The sequence below is a fragment of the Mesorhizobium sp. WSM4871 genome, assembly GCF_055811295.1.
Genome location: NZ_JBVVPU010000004.1, coordinates 375,894 through 400,703, shown reverse-complemented (window position 1 = coordinate 400,703; position 24,810 = coordinate 375,894). Strand labels below are relative to the sequence as shown.

Sequence of the window (24,810 nt, the reverse complement as noted above, 5' to 3'; positions counted from 1 at the left end):
GTTCGAAAACGCGAGCCGCAGGGGCCGGCGCCTTGCGGCCAGACGGGCGCTCGGTCGCCGAACACAACAACTGACGTACTGATCGGTTCCGCGAAAGCAGAAGACGAGGTCAGGCTTGGTCCGACTGGCGCAGCCAATGACGGTCTAACACGTCGTGGCTGGGCCGCGATCGGATTGCTCGTTCGCGTCTCCGGCCTCAACCGACCCTGACGACGAAGTGCTTCGTTACCGGCTCGATGATCTTCCACGTTCCCCTGAAATCGGCTTCGACCACGAAGGCATCGCCAGGACCGACTTCGACGGGCGTGCCGCCGTCGGGCGTGATGACGATGCGGCCCGAAATCATGTGCACGAATTCGTAATCGGTATAGGTCGCGTGATAGGTGCCGGGGGTGGCCTGCCAGGTTCCCGACATGACCTTGCCGTCTTCGGTGGTGTGCTGGACGGCGGTCTTCATGGTCGGGCTGCCGGCGACCACGACCCAGCCCGCCAGGTCGCCGGCCTCGGCGTTTTCGACGGCGCCGAATTTCAGGATGGTCTTGTCTGTCATGGTCGGGCTCCCTTTGAACTGCGCCGGCATTGGCTGCCGGTCAATAGCCGATGCCCCGGACATCGGCAACGAGAATGCCCTGCATTCGCACTGCCGGCGGTCCGCTTGACCTTGCGCCATCCGCGAGATAGGGCCGGTCCCCGGCGCCCCTCACCTGCCCGATGAAAGACCCGACATGACGGACGTGATCGTAAGAGACAGCAACGGCACGCAGCTGAACGAGGGCGATTCCGTCACCCTGATCAAGGATCTGAAGGTCAAGGGCACGTCTGAGACGATCAAGCGCGGCACGCTTGTGAAGAACATCCGCCTCACCGGCAATCCCGGCGAGATCGAGTGCAGCACCAGGCAGGTGAAGGGCCTTGTGCTGAAAACCGAGTTCCTGAAGAAGGCATGACGGCGCGGGTCCTTGGCCCGTCGGCCGACGCTGCCTTAACTTCCCTTTATGTTGCACTGCGTTAGATTTGTTGCATTGCGGTATCGACACATAGAGTCGAGGCTCTGCAACGGGTGGGCTGTCAACGACCAACACGGGGGTTCGTCGTGTCAGCATCGTTCCGGCCTGATATCGAAGGGCTGCGGGCGCTCGCGGTATTAGGCGTCGTCGCGTTTCATTTCGGCCTGTCGGAGCTGCCGGGCGGCTTCACCGGCGTCGACATCTTCTTCGTCATCTCCGGCTATCTGATCACCGGCCAGTTGCTGCGGGAAATCGACGACACCGGCAGGCTGGACCTGTGGCGCTTCTATGCCCGGCGCGCCAGGCGCCTGCTGCCGGCCTCGCTGTTCGTCATCCTGGTCACGCTCGTCGCCGGCTATTTCATCCTGGCGCCGGAGGAACAGTCGCTCTATTCGAAAGGCGCCATGTTCGCGTCGGCCTATGCGATCAATTTCTGGCTGATCCGCTGGTCGTTCGACTATTTCGCCCCGGATGCGGCGAACAACCCCTTCATCCACTTCTGGTCGCTCTCGGTCGAGGAGCAGTTCTATCTCGCCTGGCCGGCGCTGCTGCTGCTTGCCGCATGGCTGCGCCCTGGCAGGCGCGCGGCAATCCTGGTGATCGGCATCGCCGGCGCGGTGTCTTTCGCCGTCTGCGCCTGGCTGACTACGGTCTCGCAGCCCTGGGCCTTCTATTTCTCGCCGCTAAGGGCCTGGGAGTTCGCGGCCGGCGGCCTGGCGACGATGGCGCCGGCAGGATTCTGGCGGCAGCGCCCGCAACTTGGCGCGGCATGCGCATGGCTTGGCCTGGCGCTGATCGCCGGCGCCTATCTGACCTTCAGCGAGGACGCCCCTTTCCCAGGCGTGATGGCCTTGGTGCCCGTGGCCGGCGCGGTGCTGTTGCTGCTGAGCGGCTCCGGCACTACGCAAAGCGGGCCAAGCGCCGTGCTGTCGCTGCCGCCTCTGCAGTGGCTGGGGAAACTTTCCTACTCGCTCTATCTCTGGCACTGGCCGGTCATCGTCTATGCCGCGATGATGATTCCGGAGATGTCGCTTGCCGATCGGCTCGGCTGCCTGGCGCTGACGCTGGTGCTGTCGATCTTCACCTATAATTTCATCGAGAACCCGATCCGTCGCAACGGCTGGCTGATGGCCAATGCGGCGCGGGCGCTGGTGCCGGCCGTCCTCCTGACCGGCACCGGCGTCGCAGCCGCTTACGCCAATGCGCGCCTTGCCGTGCACGATATCGCCCCCGAACAGCGCATCATCGCCGAAAGCGCTGCACTGCCCTCCACGGCCCGCGCCGGAGGCTGCATTATCGACTTCGAGGATGTCACGCCAAAACACTGCGTGTTCGGCGACAAAAACGCAGAAGGTTCGATCGCACTGTTCGGCGATTCACATGCCGACCACTGGTCGACGCCGCTGATCGAGGCGGCGCAAAAGCACAACTACCGGGTCCTCACCTGGCTCAAATCCTCCTGCCGGGCCTCTCAATTGACGATCTGGGTCACCAAGCTGAAGCGCGACTACACCGAGTGCGACCAATGGCGCGCGCAGTCGATCAAGGAGATCATCGCCGCGCGACCGAGCCTGGTGGTGATCTCGGAGATCGCGCTGGCGAGCTCGCGCAAGATGTCGCCCGACGCCAAGGTATCCGACAGCCAGGATGCGGAATGGCGCGCCGGCTTGCGCGCCACGATCGAGGCGTTCAGCCGGGCCGGGCTGAAGGTCGCCTTCATCCGCGACGTGCCCTTCAACGACGAGCAGGTCGACACCTGCGTGGCCCGCGCCCTGTGGCGGGGGCAGACACCGTCGCTGTGCGACCAGACGCGGGCCTATGCCGCCAACGACGCCACTGCCGCGGTGGAGCGCGACATCGTGCGCTCGATACCGAACGCCACCTATGTCGACATCACCGACCAGTTCTGCGACGCTCGGACCTGCCATGTCTTCATCGGCGGCAGACTGGCCTATCGCGACCGCCACCATTTGGCGACGCCCTTTGCGCAGACGCTGGAACGGCCTCTCGAGCGCGCGCTGTTCTCAACCGGGATGACCGCGGCCCTGAAGTGACCCAGGCGCCCCGCCGCCGCGGCAGGCTTTCTACGCCAGGTCTTCGTCGTCCGGCGTCTCGAGCAGCTCGATCAGCGCCGCCACCCTTGCCGAGGGCAGCTGACGGCCTTCGTTCACCAGCGCCTCGTCGGCGCCTATCCAGGCAAAGGCCTCGCGCAGTTCCTCGATCGTCGCCCCGGTCGAAACGATGTCGGCGATGACGGCCTCGTCGACCGGCCCCAATACCGAAATGATGTCGTCGCGTGTCATGCTCACCTCCATGTGGGTCACCTCCACGGGACAGTGCCGGAAACCGGCATCCTGCAAGCTGGCAACACATGGAATCTGGGCCTGATGGCGCGGTCGGCAATAAGCAAAGGGAAATTGCCGGCGGCGCGAGCGGATCGGCCAGAGGCTCGGCGGCGCGAACTGACCTCCGCTTGCCGAATTGCCGGACGGAAATAGCGGGCCGAACGCTCGCCATCTTCCTTGCCGGACCAGGCAGCAAACCGAAATCTGCGGGCACGCACTTCACCGAATTGACGATCCCTGCTACGGGCGACTTCCCGTTGTGGGTCTGGAAATTCGCATGAAGCCTCTCAGATATCTGCTTGCGGCCTGTCTGCTGGCGCCGCCGGTTGCCCAGGCGCAGACGGCACAATGGAAGCCGGTCGAAAAGGTCGAGACCTACGCCATCTCGGGGCAAACTGGGCCGGAGCTCTATGCCTCGATCGGCGAGCGCGGCCCCACGATCGGCAAGAGCAAGCACCGCGTCATCGCGCATACCAATTTCAAGCTGACCTGGGTCAGGGACTATCAGCCGCGCGGCGATGCCTGCGTGCTGGCTTCGGCGCGGCCGAAGCTCATCGTCACCTACACCTTGCCGAAGCCCTCCAAGCCGCTGCCGGCCGCGGTCCAGAAGAGCTGGCAGGTTTTCGCCGCAGGCATCGCTGCCCACGAAAAGGTGCATGGCGAGGCCATCGTCGACATGGTGCGCCAGATCGAAGCCACGAGCGTCGGCCTGACCGTGGCCGCTGACCCCGGCTGCAAGAAGATCAGGACCGAGCTGACCAGCCGGCTCTCCGAACTCTCCCAGGCCCAGCGCCAGGCAAGCCGCGACTTCGACCGCGTCGAATTCGGCCAGGGCGGCAACATGCAGCGGCTGATCGTCGGGCTGCTGATGGGAAGGTAGCATCGTGAGGATGGCGCGAGGCACCCCCTCTGTCCTGCCGGACATTTCCCCCTCAAGGGGGGAGATTACGCCTCCGCATCGTCCCGGCCTCAATCGCCGGCGTTGAAGAACAAGGTGCGGCATCGCGGCCGGCCAATCTCCCCCCTTGAGGGGGAGATGCCCGGCAGGGCAGAGGGGGGTCGCCGGCGATGAGCCACTATCCTGTGCCTCCGGTCAACCGCGGCCATGCGCGCAAGATGCGTAAGGTGATGACCGATGCCGAACTGAAGCTGTGGAACGAGATCCGGGCGCATCGCCTGATGGGGCTTTCGTTCCGGCGGCAGATGCCGATCGCCAACTACATCGTCGATTTTGCCTGTCCGGACAAAAAGCAGATTGTGGAACTCGACGGCTCTCAGCATGCCGATGCCGAAGTTGCGAGCTTGGATACCGCGCGAACTGCCAGGCTTGAGGCGCTTGGCTGGACCATCCTGCGCTTCTGGAACGACGACGTCCTGCGCGACATCGACAATGTCTGCCAGCACATCGTCATCGAAGCCGGCATGGACAGATGCTGATTTTTCACTCCGCCACCGGCGTCCACATAACATCCTCCACCTTGCCCGCCCCCGTCGCCAGCATCACCAAGCGGTCGAAGCCAAGCGCCGAACCGCTGGCCTGCGGCATGATGGCCAAGGCGGCGAGGAAATCCTCGTCGAGCGGATAGCGCTCGCCATAGTTGCGTTGCTTCTCGTCCATCTCGATCTGGAAACGCCGGCGCTGCTCGGCGGCGTCGGTCAGTTCGCCGAAGGCGTTGGCGAGTTCCACCCCGCAGCAATAGAGCTCGAAGCGCTCGGCCACCCGCGCATCCTCCGCGCTCGGCCGGGCAAGGGCTGCCTCGCAGATCGGGTAGCCGTAAAGGATGGTGGCCCGCCCCTGCCCCAGCATCGGCTCGATCTTCTCCACCATCACGCGGCTGAACAGATCCGCCCAATTGTCGTCGGGCGCGGTGCGCAAGCCCGCCTCGACCAGCGCCGCATGCAGCGCCTCGCGATCGGTGCCGCCGTCCGCCCCCACCGTGGCGAGCAGGTCGATGCCGGCATGGCGCGAAAAAGCCTCGGTGACGCTCAACCGTTCCGGCTCGGCGAACGGATCGGCCTCGCGGCCGCGAAAGGCAAAACGCCGGGCGCCCGCCTGCTCCGCGGCAAGAGCGACCAGCCCGGCGCAATCCTGCATCAGGCTCTCATAGGTCTCATCGGCCCGGTACCATTCGAGCATGGTGAAGGACGGATGGTGCAGAGGCCCGCGCTCGCGGTTGCGGTAGACGGCGCCGAGGCTGAACAGGCGCTTTTCGCCGGCGGCGAGCAGCTTTTTGCAGGCGAATTCCGGCGAGGTGTGGAGATAGAGCGGCCGGCGGGCGCCATCCGGCCCGATCGCCTCGGTGGCGAAGGCCGACAGATGCGCCTCATTGCCGGGCGAGACCTGCAGGGCCGCCGCCTCCACCTCGACGAAATCGCGCCGGCCGAACCAGTCGCGAAAGGCGGCGGCGATCCGGTTGCGCAGCATCAGCCGCAGCCGGCGGTCGGCATGGACGTGCGGCGTCCACCAGGGCGAGGCGCCGGTCATGCGCAGCCGATTTGCCAGAGGAATCGCTTCAGGCTTGCGCTGCCCCTCATCGCCCTGCCGGGCACTTCTCCCCGTATAGTGACGGGGAGAAGGACGCTCTCGCAGAGGATTTCGCCAATCTCTAGCGTTGCAGAAAGGTCGCCAAGGTTGCGGTCAGCCCCCTTCTCCCCGTCGCTATACGGGGAGAAGGTGCCGGCAGGCGGATGAGGGGCAGCGTCACGGTCGGCAATTGGTCTGAAGCGACTGCCCTGACGGAATTGCACAGAAGGCTGGCGGTTCAAGCCAAGATGCGCTAGGGCGACGGCTCGCGCGGCCGATTTGCGCCGATCAACCGTTTCAGGCCGGCAAGGCCAACCAACCAGTGCAGGATTGAAAATCGTGGTGAAGGTCATCGCCAGTTCCCTACGCAAAGGCAACGTCGTCGATAAGGACGGCAAGCTTTATGTGATCCTCTTTGCCGAAAACATCCACCCTGGCAAGGGCACGCCGGTGACCCAGCTCGACATGCGCCGCATCGCCGACGGGGTGAAGGTTTCGGAGCGCTACCGCACCACCGAACAGGTCGAGCGCGCCTATGTCGAGGAGCGCGAGCACACCTTCCTCTATCATGACGCCGAAGGCTTCCATTTCATGAACCCGGAAACCTACGACCAGGTGGCGGTGCCCGAAAGCGTGGTCGGCGACATGGCGCCCTATCTGCTGGAAGGCATGGCCGTGCAGGTCTCGCAGCACAACGGCATTGCGATCTCGCTGGTGCTGCCGCAGCGCGCCACTTTCGAAGTGGTCGAGACCGAGCCGGTGACCAAGGGCCAGACGGCATCTTCGTCCTACAAGCCGGCGCTGCTCTCCAACGGCGTCCGCACCGCAGTGCCGCCGCACATCTCAGCCGGCACTCGGGTTGTGGTGATGACGGCGGATGGGTCTTATGTGGAGCGGGCGAAGGATTGACGGAGCGCGTAGCGCACCATTCGATATTACTCTTGCCGACCTCAGCCACTGCGGCGCGGCCCTTCAAGGAAGTGGCTATAGCCCTGCGGCCTTGCGCAGCGCTTCATTCATGCGCGACTGCCAACCAGGCCCGGCAGCTTTGAAGCGCTCGACAATGTCGGCATCGAGACGCAACGGCACATGCAGCTTCGGTCGAGGGCTTTTCGGGCGGCCGCGCCTAGGCAAGGCATCAGTCAAAGGCTGCGCGTCGGGATCGGCTTTGGCGGCGGCGGCGATCGCCGCATCCTCCTCGTCGGTGATCGCTTCCAGCGCCGCCAAGGCGCGGCGGCGGGCGTCCGCCCTGTCAGAGATTTTCGACATATCTTCTGATCTCCTGTCTGGTTGCATAGCGTAGCGAAATGACACGGACGGCCTCGCCGCGTTCAGTATAAGCCATGGTGTAGACCCGGTCGCCGATCAGGCCGACAGCGACGAAGCGCACTTCACCGATGGCGTCCCGATCCTCATATTCGAGCGCCGTGGCAAACTCGAATTTTTCGGCCAGGTCGAACGATACGCCATGCTTGGCCCAGTTCGCCCTAGCCTTTTCGCCGTCCCATTCGAACGTCATTCCCTAGCCCCTCAACAATTATTGTGTACACAAAAATTCAGAAACGTCAACAATTATTGTGGATACAAAAAATAGATGAGCCTGTTAATGGGGACGATCGCCCTTCGTCCTTCCTACCCCACCCTTCTTCCCAGCATCATCCCATAATGCACCGCCAGCAAATCCAGCCCCACCTTCAGCAGCTTCGTCACCACATCCCTGCCCTCGCCGGTCTGCTCAGCCACGCTTTTCACTGACTCACCCATGCAGCACACTTTTTGCACCACGCCCGCCACCTCCCAGTGCGCCAGCGCTTTGGTGGCGTTGGCGTGGGCGCGGCCGGCTGAGAGGATGCGGTCGGCGACGCCCCCACTGATGCGGCCGCCATCGACGCGCTCGGTCCAGGTGGTCGCCTTGACGCCATCCTGTTGCGAGATGCGGAAATCCTCGCGGTAGCGCAGGCCCGCCTCGCGCTGCTGATGCGTCAGCGAGGTGATGCCGGTGAGCGGGTCGATAGTGCGCACCCGCACGATGCCGCCGGTCGAGGTATAGCCGTCATTGGAGACCTCGTAGACGCGCCGTGCCTCGGCCGTACCCGCCGCCAGCCGCTTGCGGCCGAACCTGTCGTCCTTCAGCGCGAAATCATGGCCTACCTCCTTGCGGATGCGCACCTGTTCGGCCTCGTCCCTGGGCAGTTTCGGTGGCTTGGCCTTGGCCTTCTGGGCGGTCTTCTTGCTCATGGGTTTGTCCTCCTGGGTTTGGTTCAGGCCTTGGCGGCAGCATCCGCCAACAGCGTGCGGCGATGGTCATAAAAGCGCGCCGCGTGGTGGGCGCAGTAGCTCTTCAGCGCCCGCGTGCGCAGGCCGCAGCACAGCATCTCGGTTCCCGGCCGGGCGCCGGGTGCGTCGTTTTCGGGGTCTTCCTCCAGCGTCAGGTCGAGCGGCGCGCGGCAGCGGTTGAACAGGCAGTCGATGAAACGCATGGCCGCGACATGCGGCTGGGGCCCGGCGCGGCGCGGCGTCGCCGGCTTGACGGCCCCGCTCTTCTGCGCCGGGTCGTCCCGCCCGCAGCGCTGCGGCAACCAAACCGGCGGCGCCAGCCGAACCGACTTGACGTGGCTTGCCGGCTTCAACGGCCTGACCGCTGTAAGCCCGCACTGTTCAGGCAGTTCCGCTTGCCCCGGCAGTTCCGCTTGCCCCGGCAGCTTTGCCCGCCCCCCGGATCTGGCTAGCTTTACCGACTGGCCCGGCTTTGCCGCGTATTTTCTCGGCCGCCCGCCGGACCTGCCGCCGCCGGGATTGGCAAAGCCGATGGCGCTTAGCGAGGCGTCGCGATGGACGATGCCGATGACGGCGTTGCGCGAGACCGCGCTGCCGCGCTGCGCGCTCAGCCGGTCGGAGATCTTCGAGGCCGACAGCCCGTCCTTCAGCCAGCGGGCGATCGCTTCCAGTTCGGTATCGGTGTAACCGGCCATTGTCTTGATCCGTTGATTGCGCAGCCTTCGGCCGCGCCGAAAGACGCCCGGGAAGGCCTGTTTCAGGGGTTCGGTCCGAGCGCCGTTAGGCGCGTAGCAGGTTCAGAGGCCGGTCATCGTTCGGCTGGCGGCGCGGTGCTGGCTTGGCCGGCGATGCGGCCAAGCTTCGCCTCGGCCGCATCGCGGCTGGCACCGGACACCGCCCTGCCCGTCCGCCGGTCCAGGGCAATGACCGTGCCGTCCTCGGTGCGGATGCACGATGTGCTTGCCGCACCGCGGATCGGCGAGCCGGCCCGCCCGTCGCCGAAATGCGTGGCCGGAGGCACGAGGCCTCCGGCCGTTCCGGTCGCCGGGGGAGACGGCGCCGGATCCGAGGCGTCAGCCTCGGGCTTCGTCCCGGCCGGGGAGGAGGACAGCCGGGACGGATACGAAAATGAAAAGGGGCGATGTGGCTTGTGCATCGCCATATATAAGCATAACTCAAAAAATTATGCAAGTCATTCTTGCATGGACGAAACCGATTCTTATGCTTCAGATGGCGCAATGACGAAAACCCCATTGTCGATCAAGGTCGGGGCGGCGATCCGCAAGGCGCGCAAGCAGCGCGGCCTGGTGATGCGCCACATTGCCGAGCACAACGACACCGATGTCGCCGCCGTCGGCAATTGGGAAACCGGCCGCAACCTGCCCAAGACCGAGAACCTGCTGAAGACCGCCGCCTTCCTGCGCGTCGACCCGGTGGCGCTGGGCAAGGGCGAGGTCGTCTTCCTCGACGACGCCGACAATGTCGCCGACGCCGAGATCGTCACCGATCCCGCCCCCTTGCCCGCCGGCCCGATGGACATCAAGATTTTCGGCGCCGCCGTTGGCGGCGACGACGGCGACTTCACCTTCAACGGCGAGACGGCCGGCTATGTCCAGCGCCCGCCGGGCATAAAGCATCTGCAAAATGTGTTTGCGCTGCATGTGCTCAGCGATTCGATGGTGCCGCGCTACGAGCCCGGCGACATGATCTATTGCGGCGGCCGCGACGCCGTGCCCGGCGACCATGTGGTGATCGAGACGCTGCCCGAAGAGGGCGAGCGCAACGGCAAGGCCTTCGTCAAGAAGCTGGTCAAGCGCACCGCCGGCGAGCTGGTCGTCGAGCAATACAATCCGCCCAAGACGCTGACCTTCAACCGCTACGCGATCAAAAGCGTCTTCCGCGTCATCCCGCTCAAGGAACTGCTGGGGTATTGAACGGCGATGCCATCGCCCCCCTGCGGGCAAGGAAATCGCATAGCCCCCCCTCACCCGGATTGCCAACCGAATTGCGAAGGGCAATTCGGGGCAATCCGACCTCTCCCCGAGGGGAGAGGAGGTCGCCGGCGCTGACGCCAGCCTCTTCTCCCCAGCGGGGAGAAGGTGGACGCGAAGCGGCCGGATGAGGGGGAGCGCCATACGCGATAGCCCCACCCTTGCGGGAGATTGCAGATCCGTCCATCAAGCCCGCCTGGATCGCTCCAGCGGCACCTCGCGCTCGTTACGCCTCTTCGCTTCCCTGCGCCGCCGCTCATGCTCTTCGATGAATGCCGCCTGGATCGACACCGCCCTGCCCGGCAGGCCGTCGGCGCGGCAGGCCGAGCAGCAAAGGCGCTCCGAAAGCGCCGCCAGCGGCGTCTGTCCGCTCACCCCGTGACGCCTGAGTTCGGCCGGCTTCCACCATCTGTTGCGACCGCAGTCGATGCATTCGACCGCAATCGAAACGACATCGGCGATCGTCGCCTCCTTGCCCGGCAATGTCATCGTCACTTCGCCTCAGTGTTCCTGTTTTGTTCACAACATTATTGGTTTTTCCCCGGGAGTCGAGTCGGTTCCGCTCAAGTCAGTATAAAAGTTTCGCTTGTGCAGGTTTTTGAGTTATGCTTATATTCGTGAAAGCCACCGTCACCACCGACACCGATGGGCGGCAGGCCCGGCCGTCGGCATGAGGACGTGACTATGGACGACACCCAATTCGCCCATGACTGCGGCTACACCGGCGACAGCCCGGCCATGCTGGCCGCGTTGGCGGCCATCCGCCTCGACGGCATAGCCAGGGCCCGGCAGGGCCATGACCAGCGCAAGGCGGTGGTCGACCGGCTGAAGCAGAGCGAAGCGCTGTTCCTGGCGGCGATCGGTCCGGCGCTGTCGGCGCAGGAGGCGATCGAGGACGCCGCCCGCTTCATCGCCTGTTACCGCAACATGCCGCGCTGGCGAAAGGAGCGGCGTATGCAGGATCTCGCCCGCGCCAAGCAGCAGCGTCTGCTGGCGCGCTTCTTCCGCCGCTACGGCCACCGCCTCTGGGCAAGGGAAGCCGCGTAAGCCGAGGCGGAAGCCCCTCCCCGAACCAAAGTTGGTTCTAGAAGTCGGGCGCCGTGGGGCGCGTGTCGCCATGGGCCGCGACATAGTCGATGTCGGATCGGCTGATGCCGATATCCCTGAGCATGAAATCGGGCATCGCCTCGAGATGGCGGCGGTCGCGGCGCGCCCGCCAGCCGCGCGCCATTCGCGCCAGCATGGCGAACGCAAGACGCAGGAAGGGCGAAGCGATGCGCCTTTCCGCGAAGGCGTGATCGCCGCTCGTCTTGATCATGGTCCCCGTCTTGATCAAAGTCATGGTCCAAACCTCTTATCGGCCACTGCCGGCCTCCCTCGTAGAGAGGCCGGGTGCTGGTGCGATCTTCCTCGCGGATGTGAGACGGCCGGCTACATCCCCTTCATCGCCTCGCAGGACACGTTCGGGTTCATGTCGGCGAACGTGCCGGTCGGGTTGTGTTTCCAGGCCCAGACATGCAGCTCGTAGAACGGGCCGAGACCGTAGCGGTTGGGCGCGCTGTTGAAGTTGAACAGCTGCCCTTCGAGCGAGGCCGGGCCCTTCGAGATGATATATTCGACCGCCACCAGCTTGAGCGTGCCGTCGGCCATCGGCTCGTACATCACCGCTTCCGGCTTGCCGACATCGATCGCGTCATCCCTAAGATAGGTTGCATTGACATAGTGGATGCCCATGGCGCCGCCGGCCAGGCCGCTGGCGCAGGGGATCGGCGCGTAACCTTCGGCGGTCGCCGCCGACACGGTCTCGAAGCGGCTGTTGGCCGCCCGCACCTTGTCGGCCAGCTGGCTGGCGCCGTGGGCCTGGGTGGCGGTGGCCGCGATCGAAAGCAGGGATGAAGCGGCAAGGCGCCGCGTCCAAAGCGTGATGGTCATTTTCTTTCCATTCGTTGGTGTGGCGGAAACGGGCGCGTGCGCCGCGTTTGCCGCGCGTCTCGATTGATCTGCCCGATTCAATTTGCAGGGATCAGGCCCTATCTCATTGTTTGGGCGTGATCTTTCCGATCAAGGTTTGGCGCGCCTCAACTGGCTGTCGCGGGTCCGATGAACGCCGCGATCTCGGTCACCTTGTTGGCAGGGAAGCCGCCCTCGCGGGCATGCCGCTCGACGACAGCGGCGCTGTCGGCCTCATGGACGCAGTAGATCTTGTCGCCGGCGACATAGGAGGTCACCCATTTGTAGGGCGCGCCGAGCCCGGCCACGACCGCGTTGGACTTCGCTGAAATCTCCTTCAGCTCGGCTGGGCTGAGCTTGTCGGCGCCTGGAATCTCGCGTTCGATGATGAACGTTGGCATTGTCGGTCTCCATTGTTACGTTGTTGCGTTGACTTGTTGGGTCCACGGGGGCCTTGAAACCGGGCGCCGTTGGACCCGCTGCGCCGCGACACCAAAAAACGTGCGCGACCGGTCACACGCTTCGTCCCACGGTCGCCGCGCAAGGCTGTGGCGGTCGCTGTCGGATGGTGGAAAAGCGTGGGCGGGAAAATCAAACTCCTTGGCGAACCGGCGATCCTCGATGCCGCCGGGCAAAGCCAGCCGGTGCGCGGCCATCAGGCCTGGGCGCTACTTGCCCGCCTGGCGCTGGCGCGCGCGCCGCTTGACCGGCGCAGCCTGGCGGCGGAGCTGTTTCCCGAAACCGTCGATCCGCTCGGCTCCCTGCGCTGGTGCCTGGCTTCGCTGCGCAAGGCGCTCAACGCGTCGGAATGCCTGAACGGCGATCCGGTCGAGTGCCGCTTTGCCGCCGACATCGAGGTCGATGTCTGGAACCTCGACCGCGATGATTTCGATGTCGAGCAGGCCGGCCCGCTGCTGGGCGGCATGGAGCCCCGCTGCAGCCCGGAATTTTCGACCTGGCTGCTGGTCGAGCGCGAACGCATTGCCGGCATCGTCGAAGCGCGGATCAGGCAAGAGACCATCCGGGCAATGTCCATCGACGACCATGGCCGCGCCACGCGGCTGGCCGAGCTTGGTGTGCGGCGCAGCCCGTATGACGAAGGCGCCCATATCCTGCTGGTCAAAAGCCTGGCGCTGGCCGGGCGCTATGACGCCGCACTCGGCCAGGTCGAGGCGGCGGAAGCCGTGTTCCTGGCCGAGCTCGGCGAAAAGCCGTCGGCGGCACTGCGCAGCGCGGCTCGCCGCACCATTGCCTCGCCGCCCGGCGGCATTTCGCCGGAAGCCTTCGTCAGGTCGCTGATGCAATCCGGCCTTGCCGCGCTCTCGGCCGGTGCCGCGGATGCCGGCATCGATTGCCTGCGCCGCGCGGTCCGCGACGCCGAGAAGACCAATGACCCGCATCTCACGGCCGCCGCCACCTTCGAGCTCGGCACCGCGCTGGTCCATTCGGTCAGGGGCTATGACGACGAGGGCTCGATCCTGCTTCGCCAGAGCACCGAGCTGGCCCGTCGGTCGGGCAGCGCCGACGTCGCCTCGGCGGGCTTTCGCGAACTTGGCTATGTCGAGGCGCTGGCCGGCCGCCGCCCGACCGCCGCCACCTATCTGGCGCAGGCCGTCGAATTGGCCGAGGATAGCGATGCGCTCGCCGGCATCCACGGCGTCATCGGCTTCAACCTCATCGACTGGGGCCGCATCGAAGAAGGGCTGGACAACTACGCCCTGTCGCTGGAGCACGCCCGCTCCGCCGGCAACCGCCGCCGCGAGATCTGGTCGTTGGGGCTGGGCGGCTGGGGCCTGCTTGCGGCGGACCGGCTGCCGGAAGCCGATAGCTGGCTTGGCGATTGCCTGGCGCTGGTCGAGGAACAGCGCTGGATTTCCTTCCGGCCGTGGCCGGTCGCGGTGCTGAGCGAATCCCGAACCCGCCAGCAGGCGAACCCGAGGGAGCTGCGGCCAGGGTTGGAAGAAGCCTTTGCGCTGAGCTGCCAGATGAACGATCCCTGCTGGGAAGGCGCGGTGGCGCGTGCGCTGGCACTGACCTATGCCGCCCACGGGGCACTGCCCGAAGCGATGGAGTGGCTTGGCGAGGCACACCGCCGCTGCGGTCGCGACACCGACGCTTATTCCGCGCTCCAGGTCGAGATCCTGGCCAGCCAGGTCGAAATCACCTTGCGCCAGGGCCGACCGGAGGTCGCCGACGCCATCGGCCGTGAATGGCTGGCGCTGGCCGCCCGCACGCACCGCGACACGCATGTCGCGCGCGCGGCGGCGTTTATTGGCGGACGGCGGTAGGCTATCGTTCTGTTTCCCGCGACAGCGACTGCAGGAGTCCACGCTGAACAATGACTTGACGCAACGGTCGCGCGAGGCACCCCCTCTGTCCTGCCGGACATCTCCCCCGCAAAGGGGGAGATTGGCAGTCTCGACGTCCCGCCTGCCTTCCCGCGTTGATAGTTGGCGAAAGCCGAGATGACATCCGATCTCCCCCCTTGCGGGGGAGATGTCCGGCAGGACAGAGGGGGGTGCTTGGCTCATCCATGGCGCTCCTTGACAATCCGCCTGCAATGTTCTCTGTATGTTCCGGTCAGCCACCCTCAAGACAATGCGGCGTTCCAATCGCCGCGGGCGAACGGCTCGGATGGAAGCCAACATCCTCCACGCGGATCTCGACGCCTTCTATGCCTCGGTCGAGCAATTGCTTGACCCGTCGCTTCGCGGCAAGCCGATCGCCGTCGGTAGCGGCGTCGTGCTGGCCGCCTCCTATGAGGCCAGGGCTTTCGGCGTGCGCGGCGGCATGCCGGGGCGGCGGGCGCGCGAACTCTGCCCCGGGCTGATCTTCGTCGGCGGCAACTTCTGGGACTACCAGCGGCTGGGCGACGCGGCTATTCAAGTGCTTGGCGATTTCACGCCGGTGGTCGAGCGTATTTCCATCGACGAGGCCTTCGCCGATGTCGCCGGCTGCACCCATCTGTTCGGTCCGCCGGCCGAGATCGCCGCTTCCATCCGCCGCCGCGTGCGCGAAGAACTCGGCCTGCCGATCTCGGTCGGCGTGGCGCGCACCAAGCATCTGGCCAAGATCGCCTCGCAAGTGGCCAAGCCCGACGGGCTGGTGGTGGTCGATCCGCGCCATGAGCTGGAGTTCCTGCACGATTTGCCGGTCGAGCTGATGTGGGGCGTCGGCCCGGTCACCAGGCAGCGGCTGGCCGGCATCGGCGTCAACACCATCGGCGAGCTGGCGAAGACGCCGGGATGGTCGCTGGAGCGCCTGCTCGGGCCAGCGGCTGGCGAAAAGCTCAACGCGCTGGCGTGGAACCGCGATCCGCGCAAGCTCGAGACGCAGCGCCGTGCGCGCTCGGCCGGCGCGCAGTCGGCGCTCGGCAGGAAGCCCGCCGCCGAAAATGTCTTCGTGCCGGCGCTGCTGCATCTGGCCGACCGGGTCGCCACGCGGCTGCGGGCGAAATCGCGGCCCGGCCGCACGGTGACGGTGCGCGTCCGCTTCGCCGATTTGCGCTCGGTGACGCGCTCGATCACTCTCGACCAGCCGATTTCGGCAACCGCCATGCTGGCCGAGATCGCCGAGGCGCTGGTGCGCAAGGTGCTTGTCGATCATCCGCACGAAAAGACCATCTCGCTGCTGGCGATCGCCGTCTCGCATCTGGAGCAGCAGGCGGGCCTGCAACTGGAACTGCCGCTCGGCCTCGACGACGACCGGCGCCGCCCCGGCACGCACAAGGGTGCCGCACGCTGGACCGCCGACCGCGCCATCGACAAGATCCGCGACCGTTTCGGCTGGGAAGCGGTCGGTTATGCCTCGGTGGCGCTCGGGCCGCGGCGGTCGGTTCCCGACGCGTTTCGCGAACTGGCGGAAAAGGAGCTCTGAACCGGCGCGGGTGATCGCTGTTTCGCCATCCGCGCCCGGTTGACGAACCGCATCCGCCTGTGAATGGTCCGCCCCGCGCTCCCGGCCACGCGGATGCGCTTTGACCGGAGCTCCTATTGGGCCATTTGCCAGTCGTGCTCCCTCACCGCTTCGGCAAAAGCCGAGACAACAGGTGAAGGCAAGCGGTCGGTCACTGAAACGAGCGACACCTCGCGTATGATTTCAGGGTCGACGACGGGCCTGTGACAGACCCCGGGATGGCTGGCCGAGTATTCCGCGATGAAGCAGACGCCCATGCCCGCGGCGATCATCGCCAGAATCCAATCCTCGCGCTCGCTGCGAAAGGCGCTGCGGATATCGAAGCCGATGTTCCGGCAGAGCCCGTCTATGTGATCGCCATATTCGCAATTGATGCGCTCGAGATAGGCTTCGCCGCGAACGTCGGCAAGATGAAGCGTATTGCGCATCTCGAAAGGATGACCGGTCGAGAAGGCGATACCGAAGCGCTCCCGGTAAACAGGATCCGCCTTCAGGCCATGGTCGAATGGTTCGGGTCTTGCCAGCAGGGCGACGTCAAGCTTGCCCTCGGTCAGAAGGTCGGTGAGATGGCTTGCCGCGCCCTCGATCACGGTCACTTCTATGCCTGGATAGCGCTCTCGAAAGGCATTGAGGAAACCGATGAAGCGCAGCGGGCCTATGGTGCACATCACACCGAGCGTCAGCGACGCGGTTTCCAGCGAGAGGAAGCTCCTGGCCGTCCTCTTCGCAGTCTCCGAACGCTGCAGTACTTCGTCAAGATGGGTCCGCATCAGACAGCCGAAATCGGTGAGCCGGACTCGGGTCTTCTCGCGATGGAAAAGATAGCCGCCAAGTTCCGCCTCCAGCTTCTGTATGGCCCGCGTCAGCGCAGGCTGGCCGACGTGAACGAGGTCCGCCGCGCGATGAAAGTTGAGGGTCTCGCTGGCCGCCAGAAAATAGCGGATTTCATGCATCTCCATAATAATCTCCGCCGATGTCCCGTCTGCATCGCCGCGATGATAATTCGGCATTATCCGCCTCCCTCACGCCCAAGTAAACTTCAGCAGCCTTTATGGCAGCTTGGCCGCTGCCGGAGCCGATCTGAATTGGGATCGGCGTCACCGAACGCGGTTGAGGAGATCCAGCCCAAAGGGAGATTGCGATGTCTGAAGCCAGTCAGGAAAAGTTGGACGCATTCTTGGGGAAAATGGTCGGTGATCTCGGTGCGATCGCTACGGGCGCGGGGGTGTTGCTGGGAGACAGGCTCGGCCTGTTCAAGGCGCTGCGCGAAGGCGGCAAGATGACGGCCGCCGAACTTTCGACGCGCACCGGCACCCAGGAACGCCTGGTGAGGGAATGGCTTTCCGGGCAGGCGGCTGCGGGCTACGTCGAGTACGATGAAGCCAAGGACGCGTTCTATCTCAACGACGAGCAGGAACTGGTGTTTGCCGATGAAGATAGCCCGGCCTTCATGGCTGGCGCATTCGAGGTCCTATCCTCGCTGTGGCTCGATGAAGAAAAGGTCAGGCAGGCATTCCAGTCCGGCAAGGGCGTCGCATGGCACGATCATAGCGCGTGTCTGTTTCGCGGCACGGAACGGTTCTTCCGTCCAGGCTATAATGCCAATCTGATCGACTCCTGGCTGCCGGCTCTGGAGGGCGTTGTCGAGAAGCTCGAACGCGGCGCGGATGTGGCGGATGTCGGATGCGGTCATGGCGCATCGACTGTGCTCATGGCACGTGCTTTCCCCAATTCGCGCTTCGTCGGCTTCGACTATCACGCCCCTTCGATCGAGCGCGCCCGCAAGGCCGCCGAGGAAGCCGGCGTCGGCGCCAACACGCGCTTCGAGGTCGCAACCGCCAAGACCTATCCCGGCACCTATGACCTCGTCGCTTTCTTCGATTGCCTTCACGACATGGGTGACCCAGCGGGCGCCGCCGCCCATGTCCACGAATCGCTCAAACCGGATGGCACGTGGATGATCGTCGAGCCGTTCGCGCATGATCATCTGGCGGCGAACCTCAATCCCGTCGGACGCGTCTACTATGCCGCCTCCACGTTCGTGTGCACGCCCGCGTCCCTGTCGCAGGAAGTCGGGCTCGGGCTCGGCGCCCAGGCCGGCGAGGCGAGGCTGCGCAAGGTGGTGACCAGCGGCGGCTTCAAGCGATTCCGTCGCGCCGCGGAGACGCCGTTCAACATGGTGCTGGAGGCCCGCCCCTAGTGCATTTTGCGGCCAAGTGGAATCACTTGGCAGAACTTCCATAGCATCGCCTATCCGTGATCAGGCTACGGCCTAACGCGCGTTGCAGCCTGTTCCGGATCAACCGGGAGGTAAACATGCATAGTTTTCAACGCAGAGAAATTCTTGTTCAAGGAAGCGCGGCACTTGCCGCTGTTGCTGCTCTCTACACCTCGCGTCGGGCTTACGCTTTCCCGGAGCAGGCAGGCGAGGAAGTCGTTCCGTGGCTGGATCAGCCGACCGAAAATCCCAATCCGGAAGGTATCAAGACCCAGCTTGTGTGGGAGGATCTGGATAGCTGGATAACTCCAAACGACAAGTTTTTCAGCATCTCGCATTTCAATCGACCAACGATCGACGAGAAGACATGGTCGATGGAGATCGGAGGCCTGGTCAAGAAGCCCCTGAAGTTGACACTCGCCGACATCAAGGCACGACCGCGGCAGGAGGTCGCTTTCACGGTGGAATGCTCGGGCAACCACGGTTTTCCCTTTTTCACCGGCGGCATCGGCAATGCTCGCTGGGCAGGGACGCCGCTCGCCCCGATCCTCGAGGAAGCCGGCGTGCTGGAGAAGGGCATCGAGGTCGTCTTTTTCGGAACTGACGAAAGCGAGATCCCGATACGCGACGTCAAGATGAAGCAGAACTTCGCTCGCAGCATGTCGCTCGCCGACGCTATGAACCCCGCCAATCTCCTCTGCTATGAAATGAACGGAGCCGCCTTGCCGGCCCCCAATGGTTTCCCGCTGCGGCTCATTGCTCCAGGCTGGTACGGGATCGCCAACGTCAAGTGGCTGAAGCGCATCGAGGTTCGCGATACGCGGTTCATGAGCCTGCTGATGGCCCGTGATTATGTCACCATCCGGGAGGAAGACCACAATGGCCAGACCGTGTGGACCGAGACTTCAGTCGGGCGAGCGCTGATAAAGTCCGCGCCTGCGAAGGTCACCCGGAAAGACTCGGATTACTCCATCATTGGAGCAGCCTGGGGGGCGCCGATCGACCGGGTCGAAGTGCAAATCGATCAAGCGCCTTGGGCACCAGCGGCCATCGACCACAGTGAGGAGGCCGAACACGCCTGGAAGATTTGGTCCCTGGATTGGGCAAATCCCTCGCCTGGAGAACACACGGTGACCTCGCGCGCGGTCAGCACCACGGGACAAATTCAACCGGCAATGGACGATCCCTTGATTGCCAAGAAACACACATACTGGGAAAGCAATGGCCAGGTGACGCGCCGCGTGCGTGTCGACTAATAACTTGCTGCCATGTGGCAATTGCGTTCGGATCTGCCTGATCCGAAAGCTTGCGGAGAGGGCTGGCGCCCCTTCGCAAGCTCGATCAAGGGGCTGCGGCGGGCACACCGCCGCGGGCGACTTTGCGCCCGAAGCGGACGCTTTGCTGCAAAGCTCTCAACGTCTCGATTGGGGCCGTAAGCGGACTGTCGGCTTCTGGGGGGAGTTTGGCCCAAAGCTGATGTATCGTGCCGTGTATCTGGGTTTGGCACCTTCTGACGATTGATGGCGCAGGACGACCTGACTGAGAGGAGTATCATCTGGCGGGGTCCAGAGCCTTCCTCAACCCTTCAGCAATGCGCGCACCCCGCGTATCGGAAGTTCCAGGGGCGGAACTCCTTCCTCTTTCCGTAGGCTGGCAACTGCGCGATACTACAGATGGTAGCCGCGAAGGAGTTCCAAGGGGAGGACAGGAGTCCCGAGGGGAAGAATGTGACTGACGACAGCTTAGCCGAACGGGCTCCAACGTCTTTCTCGTTCGGTCCTTTCACGCTTGTACCAAATCGCCAGTTGCTCCTGCAGGGCGAAGTCCCGGTTCGGATTGGCGGCCGCGCGCTTGATATCCTGACAGCACTCGTCGAGCGTCCCGGCGAAGTGCTCAGCAAGCGCGAATTGATGGTGCGCGCTTGGCCGAGCATCAACGTCGATGACAGTAATCTGAAGGTCAACATAGCCGCCTTAAGACGAGTTCTCGGCGACGGGCCAGGCGCAGCAGAGTACATTGCGACGGTCACAGGGCGAGGTTATCGGTTCATTGCACTCGTTCAACCCAGGGCGGCGTTCGTCTATCAGTCGGCCTCCTGGTCAACGCCTCGCAGCAACAATTTGCCGATCGCGTCAACGAGAATCTTCGGTCGAAGAGAGGCGATCGACACTATTCGGCAGGATCTAGATAAATCGCGGCTTGTTTCGATTGTCGGCGCCGGCGGCATTGGCAAGACGACTGTAGCACTCGCTGCCGCCGAACACGCGCTCGGGTCATTCAAGGATGGCGTCTGGCTTGTCGATCTTGCGCTACTTAGAGACCCGACGCTTGCCGCCAACGCAATAGCGACAGCGATAGGCTTGGCCATGCACTCCGCGGACGCACTCGCCACGTTGCGCGAGCATCTGCGCGACCGCGAAATGCTGATCGTGCTCGACAGTTGTGAGCACATCATCGAGGCGGCTGCCCAGTGCGCGGACCTAATCCTGGCGGGCGCGGCAGGCGTTAAGATCGTCGTCACCAGCAGAGAGCCACTTCGCGTCAAGGGAGAGCGCGTGCGCCGACTGCCGGGGCTAGGCACTCCCGCGCCCTCGGCTCAGCCGGGCGCCGTGGAAGCACTGACCTACCCCGCCATCCAGCTCTTCGTGGAGCGAGCCACCGAGAGTTTGGAGCACTTCGAACTGACCGATTCCGACGCGCCGACGGCAGCCGAGCTGTGCCGGCGGCTCGACGGGGTCGCGCTGGCGATCGAGCTGGCCGCGGCGCGCATCAACCCCTTCGGGGTCGGCGGCCTGATAGGGCAGCTCGACGACCGCTTCCGCCTGCTGGTGGGGCGTCGCGCGGGGCCGGCACGGCACCGCACGCTGATGGAGACATTGGACTGGAGCTACAGCCTGCTGACGGAACGCGAGGCAGCGCTCTTGCGCGCAGTTTCCGTCTTCGCCGGCGTCTTCAGCGTCGATGATGCTTCGGCGATCTCGAACATGGCTCTCGCCGATGCTACGGACGCGCTGGCGGAGCTTGCTGCGAAATCGCTACTTGCGACGGACCTCAATGCCGACGGCACTGCCTACCGGCTTCTCGAAACCATGCGCGCCTACAGCCTTGAGCACCTGCGCGCGAGCGGCGAGGATCCCGCCGTGCGGCAGCGTCACGCGGAACACGTGCTTAAGGTGCTCGAGAGGGGCGCGGACGAGTGGACGCAACGCCCGGCCGGCGAATGGGGGACCACCTACGGCCGCTTAATCGACGATTTGCGCGGCGCGCTCGTCTGGGCCGGGCAGGACACTGCCAATCGACAGCTTCGCGTCCGGCTGACGGTCGCGGGACTTCTGCTGTGGAACCATCTCTCGTTGACCGAAGAATGTCGCATTCACGTTTCGCAGGCAGTCGATGAGCTGGACTCGGCCGGGCTCGCGGGGACGTCCTTCGAGATGCAGCTCAAGGTCTGGCTCGGCGGCGCGACGATGTTCACGAAGGGCCTCCTGCCCTCGGCGATCGACGCCATGCGACGAGCCCTGGAGATCGCGGTCGAGATCGGCGACATCGATTGTCACGTCCGCTGCCTCAGGCTGATCGGCGTGTTCCAGCTGTTCAACGGCGAGAACGACGCAGCAGTCCGCACGCTGGAGGAATTCGCCTCGATAGCGGCGGCGGAAGTCCCTTCCGCGGTGCTCGAGGCGGAAGTCGCGCTCGGTATCGGCGAGCTCTTCGTCGGCCGCCTCCAGGACGTCCGCGGACGCTTCGAGCGGCGCCAGGCGCTCAACCTGCGAGACATCAACGACGCGCAGCGCCTGCGCCACCATGTGCGATATTTGTCCGACAGGATCGTCGATGTGACGAACCTGCTGTCGCACGCCCAGTGGCTGACTGGTTCGCCCCACACCGCGCTGAACACGGCTCGCGCGACGGTCGAGTACGCGCTGAGGACCAGGCATCACCTCTCGCTCGGCAATGCACTGTCCTGGGTCTGCCCGGTGTTCTACTGGACCGGGCAGCATGAGGAGTGCGCCCGCTATGTCACAATGCTCGACGACCAGGCGAACCGACACGGCTTCGACGTCCGCCGGCCCGTTGCAATGTTCTATCGCGCGGCGCTGAGATGCGCGCAGGAAGACGCGGCAACGGATGAGATCGAGCATGTCGAGCGGGCGATCGAGGAATTCCACGCCACCGGACACCTTGCCAGGTTGCCCTACTATCTTGGCGTTCTGGCCGAGTTGCAGGCAAGACAGGGTAGCCTCCGCGAAGCCGGGATCACGATCGGAGCCGCGCTCGATCGGGCCAACGCGAAGAACGACCGATGGTGCGCGCCCGAACTCCTACGGGTCCACGCCGCGATTCTCAGCGCCGAGGGCAAGATCGAAGACGCGCAGGCGGCTCTCCTCACCTCGATAGAACTCGCCCGTGAAACCCGTGCGCTGTCATGGCGGCTGCGTGCAGCCAGCGATCTCGCGCGGCTCTGGCACGCGGCGTCAAGGCTGCAGGACGCACGCAATGTGCTGCTGCCCGTATTCAGCGAGTTTACAGAAGGAGCCGACACGCACGATCTTCAGGTCGCCGCCGCCCTTCTCGCCTCGCTCCCACGCCCAAGGGGCGGTGAGATTGCCTAGGGGTCCTCCGGCTCGAGGCACCCTGGTACAAGCGTCCTGACAGTTTGCCCGCTCACCTTCGTGCGAGCGCGGCGGCGATCGAAGGCTCGTACCTCCCGTCGATCTGGATGAATAACATACGGCAAAGCTTTCCGGAGCGGTTCGCCCAAGCGTGGTTGGTGCCGCATTGGATCACGACGCTGCCGGGCTTCAGCTGCACCTCGGAATCATCGAGCACCAGCGTCATCTCGCCTTCGATGACGATGCCATAGTCGACCGCCTCACTGCGATGCATCATCGGGTGGGGTGAATCGGATTTTGTGGTCAACCCCTTGGCGTCGTTGACCTCCTCGAACAACTCCTTCATTTGCGACTCACCATCCGCTAGGTATTCCTCGTCTGGCGGCATGTCGACGAAGCGAATACGGGTACCGTGCTCCGGCGGCTGGTGCATCAGCGGACCGATAGTTGGGTCTGGGCTATTGTCGACCGGTGCCGGCGTGCCGCGAGTCTCCCAAACCTCATGGAAGATCATCCCGGGAATAGAGGCCATGTCAACAACGGTAGGCAGCGGGCCGTCGCTTGCCACAATAGACTTGCCATCGGCATGGTGTCCGGTGACGACGCGGTGGATAGGAGGAAAGGACATAAACAGCTCCCCGAGCATTACGAAGCGGTAGGATCCAAGGCCGCAGCACGAAGCCCAACGACGCGCTCGTCGCCGACCTAATGCCGCAGGACCAATTTACCGGATCTTACCAGCCCTAACACCCGACCGGGCTACAAAAGCATAAGACGCAAGCCGTCGCTCTCTTCGGCGAGAAAGCAATGGGTGACGCATCCTAGGCTGTGCTAGCCATTCTTGTTGGCGACCAGGGCAGGCTCGAGGACAAAAGCGTTTCGTTCGGCGACGTCGTTGATAATCGACAAGTAGTTCTTGTAATGCGGCGTCTCCCGGTGTGCCGCCACCGCCGCGTTGTCGACATAGAGTTCGTCCAGCGCATAGCGGTCTGCTTTGGCCTGGTCCCGCCAGACATCCCATCGCAGGTTTCCCGGCTCTGCCCTGCAGTCCGGCGCCATGTTGAACAGCAGCGCTTCAAGCTGTCCAGCCTTGCCAGGCCGTGCCAGAAACGTCGCCATAATCTTGACGTGAGACATGTTCCAATTCTCCCGTTTCACTATTTCGCGGTTGCCGCGCTCTCGATGAAAGCCGCGACCTCGCGCGGATGCGAGAGCATCACCGCATGGCTGCTGTCGATCTCGACGGTTGTGGCGCCGGACCGCTTGGCGAAAGCCCGCTGGAACGTCGGAGGGATCATCATGTCCTTTTTGGTGACCATAAAATGCGACGGCTTGGACTTCCACGCCACCTTGTCGACCGGAGTCTGCACCGCTTCCAAGCCCCACGGAACCTGGGCTACGGCCATGAAGCTGGTTACCGCCGCATCAACATCTGCTGCGAAAGCCGTCGGAAATCTTGAGGGATCGACCAGCAGGTAGCCATCTTTCGGCGGCAGCAGGGGCGCTCCCGACTCTCCTGCTGGCACGGGTTGCTCAGCGAGCGATGCCACCGATTCCTTGGCGTCGGGCGCAAAGGCGGCAAGGTAGACCAGGCTCTGCACCTTCGGATTGTCGCCTGCCTCGGTGATGACCATCCCGCCATAGGAATGGCCTACGAGGACGACAGGCTTGCTTGCCGCGGCGATCACACGATTGGTGGCTGAAACGTCGCCGCTTAGGCTGATCGTCGGGTTCTGCACGACCAGCACCTCGTACCCGTCGCCGGCCAGGATGTCGAACACTGCTTGCCAGCCGGAGCCGTCGACGAACGCGCCATGCACCAGGACGATCGAGACGGGTTTGTCAGTGGCAGCAGAGGCGGCTGAAGATGCGATAATCATGGCAGCGAGAAATCCCCAAATTGATCGTTTCATAATCGTCTCCATCAGTTTCTTGTTACAACTTGCGTCTGGGCGGCCGAACCGGCGTGC

28 protein-coding genes are annotated in these 24,810 nt (G+C 64.3%); 12 read left to right on the top strand and 16 right to left on the bottom strand.

What is annotated here, in order from left to right:
• Positions 1-196: 196 nt before the first annotated feature.
• Positions 197-550: a cupin domain-containing protein gene (locus AC0L2H_RS11270; protein WP_473590261.1), complete on the bottom strand. Its 354-nt coding sequence runs from the start codon at positions 548-550 to the stop codon at positions 197-199.
• 175 nt (positions 551-725) lie between these two features.
• Here AC0L2H_RS11270 and AC0L2H_RS11265 point away from each other — a divergent pair, with 175 nt between their 5' ends.
• Together AC0L2H_RS11265 and AC0L2H_RS11260 are read left to right on the top strand one after the other, a co-directional pair.
• Positions 726-947 (top strand): alkylphosphonate utilization protein, encoded by a 222-nt coding sequence (locus AC0L2H_RS11265; RefSeq protein WP_473590260.1) that lies wholly within the window; start codon positions 726-728, stop codon positions 945-947.
• Between the two features lie 146 nt (positions 948-1,093).
• Positions 1,094-3,061, top strand: coding sequence for an acyltransferase family protein (locus tag AC0L2H_RS11260; RefSeq protein WP_473590259.1), 1,968 nt, complete (start codon positions 1,094-1,096; stop codon positions 3,059-3,061).
• Between the two features lie 30 nt (positions 3,062-3,091).
• Here AC0L2H_RS11260 and AC0L2H_RS11255 read toward each other — a convergent pair whose 3' ends face one another.
• Positions 3,092-3,310 (bottom strand): RNA-binding protein, encoded by a 219-nt coding sequence (locus tag AC0L2H_RS11255; protein ID WP_473590258.1) that lies wholly within the window; start codon positions 3,308-3,310, stop codon positions 3,092-3,094.
• Between the two features lie 319 nt (positions 3,311-3,629).
• Between AC0L2H_RS11255 and AC0L2H_RS11250 the strand changes: the two genes are divergently transcribed.
• Together AC0L2H_RS11250 and AC0L2H_RS11245 are read left to right on the top strand one after the other, a co-directional pair.
• A complete protein-coding gene (locus AC0L2H_RS11250; protein WP_473590257.1) occupies positions 3,630-4,232 on the top strand; it encodes a DUF922 domain-containing Zn-dependent protease in 603 nt (200 codons plus the stop codon).
• Positions 4,233-4,420: 188 nt separating this feature from the next.
• A complete protein-coding gene (locus AC0L2H_RS11245) occupies positions 4,421-4,789 on the top strand; it encodes an endonuclease domain-containing protein (protein WP_473590256.1) in 369 nt (122 codons plus the stop codon).
• A gap of 4 nt (positions 4,790-4,793) precedes the next feature.
• Here AC0L2H_RS11245 and epmA read toward each other — a convergent pair whose 3' ends face one another.
• Entirely contained in the window at positions 4,794-5,837 is a 1,044-nt protein-coding gene (gene epmA / locus AC0L2H_RS11240; protein ID WP_473590255.1) for an EF-P lysine aminoacylase EpmA, read from the bottom strand.
• Positions 5,838-6,218: 381 nt separating this feature from the next.
• On the opposite strand from epmA, the gene efp reads away from it, so the two are divergent.
• Complete coding sequence (efp, locus tag AC0L2H_RS11235) at positions 6,219-6,785, top strand: elongation factor P (RefSeq protein ID WP_473590376.1); 567 nt, start codon at positions 6,219-6,221, stop codon at positions 6,783-6,785.
• Positions 6,786-6,860: 75 nt separating this feature from the next.
• On the opposite strand, the gene AC0L2H_RS11230 is transcribed toward efp, so the two are convergent.
• The 5 genes from AC0L2H_RS11230 to AC0L2H_RS11210 all read right to left on the bottom strand — a co-directional run bounded on the left by AC0L2H_RS11230 (position 6,861) and on the right by AC0L2H_RS11210 (position 9,174).
• The gene (locus tag AC0L2H_RS11230; RefSeq protein WP_473590254.1) at positions 6,861-7,145 is read right to left on the bottom strand and encodes a BrnA antitoxin family protein; all 285 of its coding nucleotides are present in this window, start codon (positions 7,143-7,145) and stop codon (positions 6,861-6,863) included.
• Positions 7,129-7,395, bottom strand: coding sequence for a BrnT family toxin (locus AC0L2H_RS11225; RefSeq protein WP_107651028.1), 267 nt, complete (start codon positions 7,393-7,395; stop codon positions 7,129-7,131). Before AC0L2H_RS11225 ends, AC0L2H_RS11230 begins: the two co-directional genes overlap by 17 nt.
• A gap of 113 nt (positions 7,396-7,508) precedes the next feature.
• Complete coding sequence (locus tag AC0L2H_RS11220) at positions 7,509-8,114, bottom strand: DUF6456 domain-containing protein (RefSeq protein ID WP_473590253.1); 606 nt, start codon at positions 8,112-8,114, stop codon at positions 7,509-7,511.
• 23 nt (positions 8,115-8,137) lie between these two features.
• The gene (locus AC0L2H_RS11215) at positions 8,138-8,848 is read right to left on the bottom strand and encodes a GcrA cell cycle regulator (protein ID WP_473590252.1); all 711 of its coding nucleotides are present in this window, start codon (positions 8,846-8,848) and stop codon (positions 8,138-8,140) included.
• Between the two features lie 113 nt (positions 8,849-8,961).
• Positions 8,962-9,174 (bottom strand): hypothetical protein, encoded by a 213-nt coding sequence (locus AC0L2H_RS11210; protein WP_473590251.1) that lies wholly within the window; start codon positions 9,172-9,174, stop codon positions 8,962-8,964.
• 217 nt (positions 9,175-9,391) lie between these two features.
• On the opposite strand from AC0L2H_RS11210, the gene AC0L2H_RS11205 reads away from it, so the two are divergent.
• Positions 9,392-10,087 (top strand): XRE family transcriptional regulator, encoded by a 696-nt coding sequence (locus AC0L2H_RS11205; protein WP_208866443.1) that lies wholly within the window; start codon positions 9,392-9,394, stop codon positions 10,085-10,087.
• A gap of 243 nt (positions 10,088-10,330) precedes the next feature.
• On the opposite strand, the gene AC0L2H_RS11200 is transcribed toward AC0L2H_RS11205, so the two are convergent.
• Positions 10,331-10,633, bottom strand: coding sequence for a hypothetical protein (locus AC0L2H_RS11200; RefSeq protein WP_473590250.1), 303 nt, complete (start codon positions 10,631-10,633; stop codon positions 10,331-10,333).
• A 195-nt stretch (positions 10,634-10,828) separates the two neighbouring features.
• Between AC0L2H_RS11200 and AC0L2H_RS11195 the strand changes: the two genes are divergently transcribed.
• Positions 10,829-11,191, top strand: a complete 363-nt coding sequence (locus AC0L2H_RS11195) for a hypothetical protein (protein ID WP_473590249.1) — start codon at positions 10,829-10,831, stop codon at positions 11,189-11,191.
• A 37-nt stretch (positions 11,192-11,228) separates the two neighbouring features.
• On the opposite strand, the gene AC0L2H_RS11190 is transcribed toward AC0L2H_RS11195, so the two are convergent.
• The 3 genes from AC0L2H_RS11190 to AC0L2H_RS11180 all read right to left on the bottom strand — a co-directional run bounded on the left by AC0L2H_RS11190 (position 11,229) and on the right by AC0L2H_RS11180 (position 12,495).
• Entirely contained in the window at positions 11,229-11,486 is a 258-nt protein-coding gene (locus AC0L2H_RS11190; RefSeq protein WP_473590248.1) for a DUF1127 domain-containing protein, read from the bottom strand.
• A gap of 89 nt (positions 11,487-11,575) precedes the next feature.
• Complete coding sequence (locus AC0L2H_RS11185) at positions 11,576-12,076, bottom strand: hypothetical protein (RefSeq protein WP_473590247.1); 501 nt, start codon at positions 12,074-12,076, stop codon at positions 11,576-11,578.
• Positions 12,077-12,222: 146 nt separating this feature from the next.
• Positions 12,223-12,495 (bottom strand): DUF4242 domain-containing protein, encoded by a 273-nt coding sequence (locus AC0L2H_RS11180; protein ID WP_107651080.1) that lies wholly within the window; start codon positions 12,493-12,495, stop codon positions 12,223-12,225.
• Between the two features lie 177 nt (positions 12,496-12,672).
• Here AC0L2H_RS11180 and AC0L2H_RS11175 point away from each other — a divergent pair, with 177 nt between their 5' ends.
• Both AC0L2H_RS11175 and dinB read left to right on the top strand, forming a co-directional pair.
• A complete protein-coding gene (locus tag AC0L2H_RS11175) occupies positions 12,673-14,382 on the top strand; it encodes an AfsR/SARP family transcriptional regulator (RefSeq protein WP_473590246.1) in 1,710 nt (569 codons plus the stop codon).
• 346 nt (positions 14,383-14,728) lie between these two features.
• Positions 14,729-15,970: a DNA polymerase IV gene (gene dinB / locus AC0L2H_RS11170; protein WP_473590245.1), complete on the top strand. Its 1,242-nt coding sequence runs from the start codon at positions 14,729-14,731 to the stop codon at positions 15,968-15,970.
• A 113-nt stretch (positions 15,971-16,083) separates the two neighbouring features.
• Here dinB and AC0L2H_RS11165 read toward each other — a convergent pair whose 3' ends face one another.
• On the bottom strand, positions 16,084-17,019 hold the full coding sequence (locus AC0L2H_RS11165) for a LysR family transcriptional regulator (RefSeq protein ID WP_473590244.1): 936 nt from the start codon (positions 17,017-17,019) through the stop codon (positions 16,084-16,086).
• A gap of 131 nt (positions 17,020-17,150) precedes the next feature.
• Between AC0L2H_RS11165 and AC0L2H_RS11160 the strand changes: the two genes are divergently transcribed.
• From AC0L2H_RS11160 to AC0L2H_RS11150, 3 genes are all read left to right on the top strand, one after another.
• Positions 17,151-18,209, top strand: coding sequence for a class I SAM-dependent methyltransferase (locus tag AC0L2H_RS11160; RefSeq protein ID WP_473590243.1), 1,059 nt, complete (start codon positions 17,151-17,153; stop codon positions 18,207-18,209).
• 116 nt (positions 18,210-18,325) lie between these two features.
• Positions 18,326-19,483 carry a sulfite oxidase gene (locus AC0L2H_RS11155; RefSeq protein WP_473590375.1) on the top strand — a complete coding sequence of 386 codons (1,158 nt, stop codon included), beginning with the start codon at positions 18,326-18,328 and terminating at the stop codon, positions 19,481-19,483.
• A 471-nt stretch (positions 19,484-19,954) separates the two neighbouring features.
• On the top strand, positions 19,955-22,840 hold the full coding sequence (locus tag AC0L2H_RS11150) for an ATP-binding protein (RefSeq protein ID WP_473590242.1): 2,886 nt from the start codon (positions 19,955-19,957) through the stop codon (positions 22,838-22,840).
• A gap of 52 nt (positions 22,841-22,892) precedes the next feature.
• Here AC0L2H_RS11150 and AC0L2H_RS11145 read toward each other — a convergent pair whose 3' ends face one another.
• The 3 genes from AC0L2H_RS11145 to AC0L2H_RS11135 all read right to left on the bottom strand — a co-directional run bounded on the left by AC0L2H_RS11145 (position 22,893) and on the right by AC0L2H_RS11135 (position 24,753).
• Entirely contained in the window at positions 22,893-23,468 is a 576-nt protein-coding gene (locus tag AC0L2H_RS11145; protein ID WP_473590241.1) for a cupin domain-containing protein, read from the bottom strand.
• 203 nt (positions 23,469-23,671) lie between these two features.
• Complete coding sequence (locus AC0L2H_RS11140) at positions 23,672-23,977, bottom strand: putative quinol monooxygenase (RefSeq protein ID WP_107651270.1); 306 nt, start codon at positions 23,975-23,977, stop codon at positions 23,672-23,674.
• Between the two features lie 20 nt (positions 23,978-23,997).
• On the bottom strand, positions 23,998-24,753 hold the full coding sequence (locus AC0L2H_RS11135) for an alpha/beta fold hydrolase (RefSeq protein ID WP_107651271.1): 756 nt from the start codon (positions 24,751-24,753) through the stop codon (positions 23,998-24,000).
• Between the last annotated feature and the right edge of the window lie 57 nt (positions 24,754-24,810).

What these genes read in the sequence shown, in the direction of transcription:
- AC0L2H_RS11270 (WP_473590261.1), bottom strand. Translation starts at nt 550, where the DNA reads ATGACAGACAAGACCATCCTGAAATTCGGCGCCGTCGAAAACGCCGAG.
- AC0L2H_RS11245 (WP_473590256.1), top strand. Translation starts at nt 4,421, where the DNA reads ATGAGCCACTATCCTGTGCCTCCGGTCAACCGCGGCCATGCGCGCAAG.
- dinB (WP_473590245.1), top strand. Translation starts at nt 14,729, where the DNA reads ATGGAAGCCAACATCCTCCACGCGGATCTCGACGCCTTCTATGCCTCG.
- AC0L2H_RS11230 (WP_473590254.1), bottom strand. Translation starts at nt 7,145, where the DNA reads ATGTCGAAAATCTCTGACAGGGCGGACGCCCGCCGCCGCGCCTTGGCG.
- AC0L2H_RS11190 (WP_473590248.1), bottom strand. Translation starts at nt 11,486, where the DNA reads ATGACTTTGATCAAGACGGGGACCATGATCAAGACGAGCGGCGATCAC.
- AC0L2H_RS11265 (WP_473590260.1), top strand. Translation starts at nt 726, where the DNA reads ATGACGGACGTGATCGTAAGAGACAGCAACGGCACGCAGCTGAACGAG.
- AC0L2H_RS11250 (WP_473590257.1), top strand. Translation starts at nt 3,630, where the DNA reads ATGAAGCCTCTCAGATATCTGCTTGCGGCCTGTCTGCTGGCGCCGCCG.
- epmA (WP_473590255.1), bottom strand. Translation starts at nt 5,837, where the DNA reads ATGACCGGCGCCTCGCCCTGGTGGACGCCGCACGTCCATGCCGACCGC.
- AC0L2H_RS11220 (WP_473590253.1), bottom strand. Translation starts at nt 8,114, where the DNA reads ATGAGCAAGAAGACCGCCCAGAAGGCCAAGGCCAAGCCACCGAAACTG.
- AC0L2H_RS11255 (WP_473590258.1), bottom strand. Translation starts at nt 3,310, where the DNA reads ATGACACGCGACGACATCATTTCGGTATTGGGGCCGGTCGACGAGGCC.
- AC0L2H_RS11180 (WP_107651080.1), bottom strand. Translation starts at nt 12,495, where the DNA reads ATGCCAACGTTCATCATCGAACGCGAGATTCCAGGCGCCGACAAGCTC.
- AC0L2H_RS11200 (WP_473590250.1), bottom strand. Translation starts at nt 10,633, where the DNA reads ATGACATTGCCGGGCAAGGAGGCGACGATCGCCGATGTCGTTTCGATT.
- AC0L2H_RS11155 (WP_473590375.1), top strand. Translation starts at nt 18,326, where the DNA reads ATGCATAGTTTTCAACGCAGAGAAATTCTTGTTCAAGGAAGCGCGGCA.
- AC0L2H_RS11205 (WP_208866443.1), top strand. Translation starts at nt 9,392, where the DNA reads ATGACGAAAACCCCATTGTCGATCAAGGTCGGGGCGGCGATCCGCAAG.
- AC0L2H_RS11195 (WP_473590249.1), top strand. Translation starts at nt 10,829, where the DNA reads ATGGACGACACCCAATTCGCCCATGACTGCGGCTACACCGGCGACAGC.
- AC0L2H_RS11185 (WP_473590247.1), bottom strand. Translation starts at nt 12,076, where the DNA reads ATGACCATCACGCTTTGGACGCGGCGCCTTGCCGCTTCATCCCTGCTT.
- AC0L2H_RS11165 (WP_473590244.1), bottom strand. Translation starts at nt 17,019, where the DNA reads ATGCCGAATTATCATCGCGGCGATGCAGACGGGACATCGGCGGAGATT.
- AC0L2H_RS11135 (WP_107651271.1), bottom strand. Translation starts at nt 24,753, where the DNA reads ATGAAACGATCAATTTGGGGATTTCTCGCTGCCATGATTATCGCATCT.
- AC0L2H_RS11140 (WP_107651270.1), bottom strand. Translation starts at nt 23,977, where the DNA reads ATGTCTCACGTCAAGATTATGGCGACGTTTCTGGCACGGCCTGGCAAG.
- AC0L2H_RS11145 (WP_473590241.1), bottom strand. Translation starts at nt 23,468, where the DNA reads ATGTCCTTTCCTCCTATCCACCGCGTCGTCACCGGACACCATGCCGAT.
- AC0L2H_RS11215 (WP_473590252.1), bottom strand. Translation starts at nt 8,848, where the DNA reads ATGGCCGGTTACACCGATACCGAACTGGAAGCGATCGCCCGCTGGCTG.
- AC0L2H_RS11225 (WP_107651028.1), bottom strand. Translation starts at nt 7,395, where the DNA reads ATGACGTTCGAATGGGACGGCGAAAAGGCTAGGGCGAACTGGGCCAAG.
- AC0L2H_RS11160 (WP_473590243.1), top strand. Translation starts at nt 17,151, where the DNA reads ATGTCTGAAGCCAGTCAGGAAAAGTTGGACGCATTCTTGGGGAAAATG.